Origin of the sequence: Streptomyces sp. NPDC005485 (assembly GCF_040606085.1) — a bacterium.
Classification (GTDB): domain Bacteria; phylum Actinomycetota; class Actinomycetes; order Streptomycetales; family Streptomycetaceae; genus Streptomyces.
Map to the genome: position 1 here is coordinate 1 of NZ_JBEXDZ010000253.1, position 8718 is coordinate 8718.

7 protein-coding genes are annotated in these 8718 nt (G+C 69.6%); 3 read left to right on the top strand and 4 right to left on the bottom strand.

Annotated features, from left to right (window positions below):
- The 3 genes from ABZS97_RS42255 to ABZS97_RS42265 all read right to left on the bottom strand — a co-directional run.
- On the bottom strand, nt 1–461 hold a 461-nt coding region (locus ABZS97_RS42255; protein WP_356148628.1), incomplete at its 3' end, for an FABP family protein.
- A gap of 42 nt (nt 462–503) precedes the next feature.
- A complete protein-coding gene (locus tag ABZS97_RS42260) occupies nt 504–773 on the bottom strand; it encodes a hypothetical protein (RefSeq protein ID WP_356148634.1) in 270 nt (89 codons plus the stop codon).
- Nucleotides 774–775: 2 nt separating this feature from the next.
- Complete coding sequence (locus ABZS97_RS42265) at nt 776–3334, bottom strand: beta-L-arabinofuranosidase domain-containing protein (protein WP_356148639.1); 2559 nt, start codon at nt 3332–3334, stop codon at nt 776–778.
- 308 nt (nt 3335–3642) lie between these two features.
- On the opposite strand from ABZS97_RS42265, the gene ABZS97_RS42270 reads away from it, so the two are divergent.
- Entirely contained in the window at nt 3643–5406 is a 1764-nt protein-coding gene (locus ABZS97_RS42270; protein ID WP_356148642.1) for a DUF6055 domain-containing protein, read from the top strand.
- 131 nt (nt 5407–5537) lie between these two features.
- Nucleotides 5538–6020, top strand: a complete 483-nt coding sequence (locus ABZS97_RS42275) for a hypothetical protein (protein ID WP_356148645.1) — start codon at nt 5538–5540, stop codon at nt 6018–6020.
- A 115-nt stretch (nt 6021–6135) separates the two neighbouring features.
- Here the strand turns inward: ABZS97_RS42275 and ABZS97_RS42280 are convergent, their stop codons facing one another.
- Nucleotides 6136–7758 carry an MFS transporter gene (locus tag ABZS97_RS42280; protein WP_356148648.1) on the bottom strand — a complete coding sequence of 541 codons (1623 nt, stop codon included), beginning with the start codon at nt 7756–7758 and terminating at the stop codon, nt 6136–6138.
- Nucleotides 7759–7930: 172 nt separating this feature from the next.
- Here ABZS97_RS42280 and ABZS97_RS42285 point away from each other — a divergent pair, with 172 nt between their 5' ends.
- Nucleotides 7931–8629: a TetR family transcriptional regulator gene (locus ABZS97_RS42285; RefSeq protein ID WP_356148651.1), complete on the top strand. Its 699-nt coding sequence runs from the start codon at nt 7931–7933 to the stop codon at nt 8627–8629.
- Nucleotides 8630–8718 lie beyond the last annotated feature (89 nt).

The following is an 8718-nucleotide window of genomic DNA, read 5'->3' on the forward strand; positions in this document are numbered from 1 at the left end:
TGCACGTGTGGGGTGTGGTTGGCGGGGCGGGGGGTGGCTCTCCCAGTCTTGGCCGGGGCCGTCCCCCCAACTTGGTGGGTGTTCGGGCCGCCCGCCCGCCCCCCCCCCCCCCCGACCAGGATCTCCGCGATACCGGTGGGCTGGATGATCAGCGCCTCCACCCGCCCCTCGGGCTGCAGCCGCCACCAGCCGCTCTCCCGAGCCGACGGCCGTAGCGGGGCGCCGTCCGCGTCGAGCAGCCAGGCGCGCGACTCGTACTGGAGAAAGGGACGCCCGTCGTGACGGAAGCTGATCTCCTGCGCGTACTCGAACTCCTCGGCGAGCGTGGGGTATTCGCCGCGTCCCCGGCCGACCCAGGTGCCGACAAGCCCGACCAGGGGTGCCAGCAGTGCGTGCGGCGCCGGTGCTTCGTCGGGCCGCAGGGCATCGGGGTACGGGTGCTTCCGGGCGGGGTCGAACATGATGTGCGCTCCTGGGTCGGGGCCGGTACCGGCTGGGCCAGCCTAGGTCGCCTCCTTCAACGGCAGCGTGAGCGTGGCCGAGCGCAGGCCGGGTGCCTTCGCGGTGAGAGTGAGGCGGCCCGGCTGCTTGAAGCTGTCCACGTTGCGCGAGAGGTCGAGCGGTCTCCACGCGCCGTCGGCGTCGCCCCGCAGGAAGAGCCGTCCCTCGTCGAAGAGCCGCTCACGTGCCGGTCCGGTCCTCGGCGCGGTACCGGTCTCGGCCGCGGCAGCCGGGGACCCGTCGAGCTCGAAGGCGACCGTGTCTGCCGCCACGGTCAGGCTCCCTTGGCGCGTACGGCGGCGGCCTTGGCCAGGGCCGTGACCTCGTCCGCGCTCAGTCCCCTGCCGTAGACGCGGAAGTCGTCGACCGCCGCCTTCAGGTACGGGTCCGCGTACTGGGACCTGCCGATGTACGCGGCCCGGATGTGGTTGCCGAAGTAGCGCGGTTCGACGGTGACCGCGCTGTTGCGGCCCGCTTCCTGGCCGTCGACGTACAGCACGGCGGTGCCGGCCGCGTAGGTCACGGCCACATGGACCCAGCGGTCCGTGGGCAGCGGGTCCGCGTCGATGCGCTGCTCCGCTCCCCCGCCGCCCGCGGTGATCGCGTACCGCAGGGTGCCCGCGTCGCTGAGGGGGGTCAGGAACATGTTGGCGCTGACGCCGGTGCCGAAGTCGAAGATCCGGCTCCAACCGGCCGGTTGGCCCGCCGGCTTCACCCAGGTCGCCACCGAGTAGGCGGACGCGCCCGCCAACAGGTCCTCGGCGAGGGCGACATGACCGTCCTTCCCGTCCAGGGCCACGGCTCCCCCGGTGCGTCCCTGGGTCCAGGAGGCACCGCCCGCCAGGGTCGCGGCCTTGCCGTTGCCGGTGGCGTCGGCGGCCGTCGTCCCGGAGGTCTCGTCGAAGCGGTGCCAGGCGGCGAACTCCGGTGGCGTGGACGGGGGTTGGCCGGTCAGCCAGTAGACGTCGTAGTACTGGTGGTGGACGCGGGAGATGGGCAGCAGTGTGACCGTCTCGCCGTCGGCTGTCGCGGTGAACCGGAGCGTACTGGTCGACGCCTGCCGGATGGTGGAGGTGTCCAGGCGGGGCATCCACGGGTTCGCCGTGTCGCCGTACGCTCCGGCGAGCACCACCGGGCCGTGCAGTACGGCCTTCACGTCCGGGTCGTCGGGGGTGGCCTCCACGGTCGTGCGCATCGGGAGGGTGACCTCGACGCGGTCGCCGCGACGCCAGGTGCGGTCGAGGGTCAGCCAACTGCCCGCCGCCGGACGGTTCGACAGCGCCCGGCCGTTGAGCTTGACGCCGGCTCCTAAGGCCCAGGCCGGGATGCGGACCAGCAGTTGGTGGGCGGCGCCTCCGGCGGTGACCGTGAGCACGGTCGAGGAGGCGTCGGGAAGGTTCGTGGTCTGCCGCCAGGTGATGTTCTTCTCCTGCCAGCGGACCTCGGACGGGATGAACAGGTTGACCAGGAGCCGCTGGTCGTCGTGGGTGTAGATCGTGTCGGCGAACTTCGCCTGCGTCTCCATGCCGCTGCCGTGGTCGCAGGAGAAGTTGTCGTAGTCGGTGGAGTAGGCGTTCGGATCCGTGCCCATGAAGGAGGGCTGCTGCTTGAACGAGCCGGGGCCGAGGCCGGTGTAGTAGATGTCGAAGCCGTGCCCGGAGTCCGGGTCCTGCTCGCCGAGCATCTGGTTGAACAGCGTGCGCTCGTAGTAGTCGAGGAGGTCGGTGCGTTCCGGGGCCTGGAAGTGCAGCAGCCGGGTCAGCTTGAGCATGTTGTAGCTGTTGCAGTTCTCGCAGGTGCCGTTCGACAACTGGCCTGCTATGACGTCGGGTTCGTGGAAGGCCTCGCCGTTGCTGTTGCCGCCGATGACGTACGAGTGGTGGTCGGTGACGATCTGCCAGAAGTTCCGGCCGATGGTGCGGTAGCGGTCGGGCAGGCCCTCCTCCCACAGCCTTACCGCCCCGACCATCTTCGGGATCTGGGTGTTGGCGTGCAGTCCGGCGAGCCGGTCCTCTCCCGCGGCCAGGGGGTCGAAGACGCGGGCGTGGGTGAAGCGTTCGGCCACCTCCAGCCAGAGGGCGTCACCGGTGACGGCGTGCAGGTCGGCGAACACGTCGTTCATGCCGCCGAACTCGGTCTCCAGTACGCGCTGCATCTGCTCGTAACTCAGCTTGGCGGTCCGCTGGTTGACCCACTCCGCCTTGCGCAGGACCACGTCGAGGGCCTGGTCGTTCCCGGCCAGCCGGTACTGGTCCACCAGGCCCGCCATGATCTTGTGCAGGGTGTAGTAGGGGGCCCAGACACCCGTGCCCGCCTCCAGCCGGTCGAAGAAGCTCTCCGGGAAGGCCGACAGGTAGCCCTTGCCGAAGCCCGCCGAGAGGGACGCGTTCTGGCAGGCGGCCAGGGCGGCGACCAGTCGACGGCCCTTGTCACGCAGCGCGGTGTCGCCGGTGTCGGCGTATGTGAGGGCGAGTCCGGACAGGAGGTGGCCGGTGGAGTGCCCGCGCAGTTCGACGTCCGGGCCCTCCCAACCGCCGCAGGGCTGGGCGGTGCTGGGCAGGCCGACGTTCAGGCGGAAGGTGTGCAGCAGCCGGTCGATGTCGACGAAGCGCAGATAGGCGGTGTTGCGGCTCTGGTTGTCCTTGAACGGTCCGGCGAGCAGGGAGACCGCGGTCAGCGGGAACGCCTTGACGCGAGTGGCGAGTTGGCGGGGCCTTTCGGCGGGCGGTGCTGCGGCCGCGTGGGCCGCGGGGCCGTCCGTCACGGTCAGGGCCGCCGCCGCGGCCGCGCCTCCCGCGGTGAGGAAGGAGCGTCTGCCGAGGGGTGGGGTCACGAAGTCCTCCGCATGTCGTGGCGTCGGGCGGAGAGTCCCGTTTCCCCGCCCCACTGGGTGGTGTTCCAGGCTCGTTCGATATATCGAATGCTGTGCGACATGCTGTGCGGAGATCTACGGTAGAGGACTGACTGCTGATGTCAATGACACGGGAGAGACCGCGAAGGCTGGTTGCGGGAGCGCTCCCATGGCACCATGGCGCGGCTCCGCCAGGAGAGGCGGAGCGGAGCCGTTTCGTCGAACGGAGACCCCCCGCCATGGAGACCCTTGGACATTCATTATTGACGTGCACACGTCGTCTCTGCGTCGTGTTGGCGGTCTGGGCGCTGGGCGCGGCCCTGGCCGTGGTGCCCGCGTCCGCACGGCCGCACCTGCCCGCGGCGCAGACGGCACCGGCCGTCGCTGCGGCGAAGAGCGTGTACATTCCGCCCAGTTGGGCGGCGACCGGCGAGGTTCCCTGGACGCAGAACCGCACAAGGGAATCGGCCGACTTCGTCCTGCTGTGGGGCGAGAAGTCGGGCACCGATCCCAAGTCCGCCCCGGCCGACTACCGGTTCGATCCGGACAACATCCTCAGCCAGCTGGAGAACCTGTACGCCTTCTACGTGAACACCATGAAGTTCACGCCGGAGACCGGGTTGCTCTCCCAGTACAAGATCGACGTGATCATCACCCGGACCTGGAACCGCACCGAGCTCGACGCCTGGGCCACCGGCGGTTCGGCCGACGGCAGGGTCGGCGTCATCAACATCGCGCCGGCCGCGGCGCAGCCCGGCTCCTGGGGTCTGGCCCACGAACTCGGCCATGTCTTCCAGAACTACACCTTCCTCGGCAAGGGCGGCGACGCGGGCCTGACCGACCCCTCGGCCGGAACCTTCTGGGAGACCGGCGCCGAGTACATGGCGATGCAGGTGTACCCCGACGGCGGCGCGGGCGACCTGACCCGGTTCCTGCGAACCGAGAACCTGGCGTACTCCTCCAGCCGCCACCACTACGGCAACTGGATGCTCATGCAGTACCTCGTCGACAAGTACGGCGGGATCCAGACCTTCAACAACATCTGGAACCAGGCCAAGAACACCGAGCACCCGCTGGAGACCTACCGGCGCATCAGCAACCTGACGCAGTCTCAACTCAACACCCGTATCGCCGAGTACGCCCAGCACCAGGTCACCCTCGACTACTCCAACCGCTCCCGCTTCATGCCGTTCGTCAACAACGTGTACGGCGCGGGCTTCATCAACGCCTACAACGGCGTCCCGGTGAACGCCGTGAACCAGTCCGCCGGTCACTACGCGATCCCGGACGCACTCGCGCCCTCGGACTACGGCTACAACAAGATCAAGCTGGTGCCGTCGAGCGACGGGGCACTGATCAAGCTGCACTTCAAGGGGCATGTCAACGCGGCGGCCGGGTCCGGCTGGTCGTACGGGTTCGTCGCCGTGAGCAGCGGCGGCACACCCCGCTACGGCGCCGTCTCCGCAGGCCCCGACGGTCAGATCAGCTTCCAGACCCGCTCCGGCGAGAAGGATGTGTACCTCGTCGTCACCGGCACGCCGAGCACTGTGCACCACTACGGATACCTGGACGGGTTCACCAAGAACTACCGCTACCCGTACGAGTTCCGGATCAGCGGGGCCACCCCGTCCGGCTACGAGCCCGGCTACCAGAAGCCGGCCGCGACCGGCGGCGGTCACTGGCACTCCAACGGCGGCGGCTGGGTCGACAACAGCGCCAACGTGGCCGCGTCCGTGTACGTCGGGCCGCGCGCGGCCGTCTTCGGCTCCTCGACCCTGACGGGCAACGTGCGCGTGGAGGGCCTGTCGTGGGTCAACTCCGGCGCCACGATCAGCGACAACGTCGTGGTCAAGGACAGCGCGATCGTGCAGGGCGGCGCCCGTCTGTCCGGCAACCTCGTCCTCGGCGGGGACGCCGAGAGCTGGATCACCTGCTCGTCCGGAACGTATCTGATGTTCAACCCCGACCGGGGCTGTGACGGCCGAGGCGGCGAGAACGACATCAATCCGTCGTACAGCGCCTTCACGGACCAGGAGCTCGCGATCACGATCTGAGTGATCACCGCCGGCACGGCTCTTCGGGTGTTCGGCGGTGACCACCGGGCGGCGATGACTCCGCCCGCTCGTCGCAGTCTGTATTCGTAGTGAAGGAACGAGGACCGCCACCTGCGAGCGGAGTGATCGTCATGACCGGCAACAGAGCTGAGGCGTTGGCACGTCTGGACGTCTTCGTCGGTGAGTGGAGCGTGGAGGCGCGCTTTCCCGGCAACCCGCCGGCACCGTCCGGCACGACCGGCGACGGCCCAAGGGTACGCAGCCGATTCGAATGGACCCTGGACGGGCAGTTTCTGCTGCAGCGCACCGAGATTCCGGTCCCCGAAGCACCCGACAGCCTGACGCTCGTCGGCACCGACCTGGAGACCGGCGCGTACACGCAGCACTACTACGACTCCCGCGGTGTGGCACGCCTGTATGCGATGACCCTCACCGACGACGTGTGGACGCTCACGCGGGAGTCCCCCGACTTCACCCCGCTGGCCTTCCGGCAGCGCTTCGTCGGCACGTTCAGCCAGGACTCGCACACCATCACCGGCGCCTGGGAAACGGGCGACCTCGACGGCGGCCCGTGGCAGCACGACTTCGCTCTCATCTACCGCAAGGTGGGCTGACACGAAGGCCGCAGGCTCGCAGCGCAGACGGTACGAGAGACTGCCGGGGCCGGACACTCCGCCACCCGGCCTCGCGGAACGAGGTCGGGCAGCATTCCCAGCGGTTCGGAGCGGATCACTGAACGGAGTCGGCGTACGCCTCGTCCCGGTCGTCGTCCGCTGCCGCCGGTTCCTCCTGAGGGGGCGTGCCGGCGGTCTTGCGGCCCGGTAGGACCAGCAGGACGACCACGGTTCCGGCGGCCATGACGATGCCGCCGATGAGGCTGGTGTGGGCGATGGCGTGGGCGAAGGACTCGTGCACGGCGTCGATCAGGGTCTGGGCCTGTTGCGGTCCGCCGCCGGGAGTCGTCGCGACCTGTTCGGCGACGGCGAGACCGCCGCCCACCGAGTCCTTGGCCGTGTCCGTCGCGGCGGCCGGGAGGTGGTCGCCGACCAGTGCGGTGAGCTTGTCCTTGTAGGACGTGGCGAGGAGCGAACCGAGGATGGCGATACCCAGGGAGGCGCCGAGTTCCAGCGCGGTGTCGTTGGCGCCGCCGCCGACGCCCAGCTCCGACTCGGGGAAGGAGCCCATGATGGTGTCGGTGGCCGGGGACAGGCTCAGGCCGATGGCGAAGCCGAGCAGCAGCAGGGGCGCCAGGAAGTCGGTGTAGGTCGAGCCCGACTCGATCAGCGTCAGCAGGAAGACACCTGCGGTGCCGGTCACCATGCCGGTTCCCACCACCAGCTTCACGCCCAGTTTCGGGGCGACCCGCCCGGTCACGGCGGCGCCGACGAAGACGGCTCCGGCCAGCGGCAGCAGTCGTACGCCGGTGTCCAGCGCGTTGTAGCCGAGGACGAACTGCAGGAACTGGGTGGAGTAGTAGATCGAGCCGAAGGTGCCGAAGAAGAAGAACAGCACCGCGAGCATGGAGCCACTGAAGGGACGCTCGCCGAACTTGCGCACGTTCAGCATGGGGTGGGGGTGGCGCAGCTCCCAGGCGACGAAGGCCGGCAGGCCGACGGCGGCGACCACGGCCGCGGTGATCGGGCCGGTTCCCCAGCCGAAGTGCGGTCCCTCGATGATCGCGTAGACCAGGCTCGCGACGGTGACGATCGAGAGCAGACCGCCGACGTAGTCGATGGCGCCCATCTTCGCCGCCTTCGACGGCGGCACCAGGAGCAGTGCGCCGACGACGCCGACGATCGCGATGGGGGCGTTCATCAGGAAGGTCGAGCCCCAGGCGTGGCTCTCCAGTAGCCATCCGGCGGCCAGCGGTCCTGCGGCGATGGCAAGGCCGGAGGTGGCGCTCCAGGCGGTGATGGCCTTGGCGCGCTCGGCCCTCGGGAACATCGCGACGAGCAGGGACAGGGTGGCCGGCATGACGACGGCGGCGCCGACACCCATGATCGCGCGGGCGGCGATGACCAGGCCGGTCCCCTCCACCAGCCCGCCCATCAGCGAGCCGCCCGCGAAGATCAGCAGACCCAGGATCAGCGCACCGCGCCGGCTGTACTTGTCGCCGATCGAGCCCAGCACCAGCATCAGCGCGGCGTACGGGACGGTGTAGCCGTCGATGACCCACTGCAGGTCACTGCTGGACAGGCCGAGATCCTGCGTCATGTCCGGAGCCGCCACGATCAGCGACGTGTTCGCCATGACGACGATCAGCAGGCTGAGGCAGAGCACCAGCAGAGCCCACCAGCGCCGCGGATAGGGCCCGGCCATCTTCTCGGCGGGTGTGTTGGCAAAGAACGGCATCAAAAGCTCCTCAGGGCGTGGCGGCGAGGTCGGAGGGGGCTGGGCGGCAGGGACCGGGCGAGTGCGACCGCAGCCCAGCTGGCTTTATTTGCCCAACGATGTGCAGAGTAGTTTATTGCCCATCCATGTGCAAGTATCGAGGCGTCCTGCGACCGCCGACCGGAGGCACGACATGACCGATCCACGCCTCACCGGCGGCGGGCGCCGTCAGGCGCAGCTCACCCGGGCCCGCATCCTCGAAGCGGCGGAACAGGAACTCGGCCGCGACCCCGACAGCAGCCTCGGTCACATCGCGGAGGCAGCCGGCGTGGTGCGCCGTACCGTCTACGACCACTTCGCCGGCCGGTCCGCGCTGGTCGAGGGGCTTGTCGCGGAGGCGGCGGGGGCACTGCGACGGGCGCTGGCGGGCGTCACGGTCTCCGATGCCGATGCCGATGCCGATGCCGATGCCGATGCCGATGCCGATGCCGATGCCGATGCCGATGCCGATGCCGACGCAGATGCGGATGCCGTCACCGCCATGGCTCGTTTCGTCCTGGCCCTGTGGCCCGTTGGCGGTCGCTATCGCACGCTGCTGACGCTCGCGCGCCAGGACCTGGGGACGGAACGCGTGAACGAAGTCCTCGCCCCGGCCCGCGACATGGCGACCGCGATCATCGAGCGGGGGCAGCGCCAGGGCGTCTTCCGGACCGGCGTCCCGCCCGGGCCGCTCGGCCGGGCGCTGGAAGGGCATCTGCTGGCCCTCCTGGCATGCGTGAACGCCGGGACCTGGCACGACGACGGCACGCGCGCCGCGACCGCCGCCCTGATCGCGGTGGGGGCGGACGCCGACCTCGCTGTCACGCGGGTCCGTCGACTCGGCCGTCCCTAGGGGGTGTTTTGAAAGTCCTGTGCGGTGCCCGCGGTGTTCGGTGCGTGCCCTCGGCGTGCCGGACGAAGGCCCTCGTACTGGACGTACTT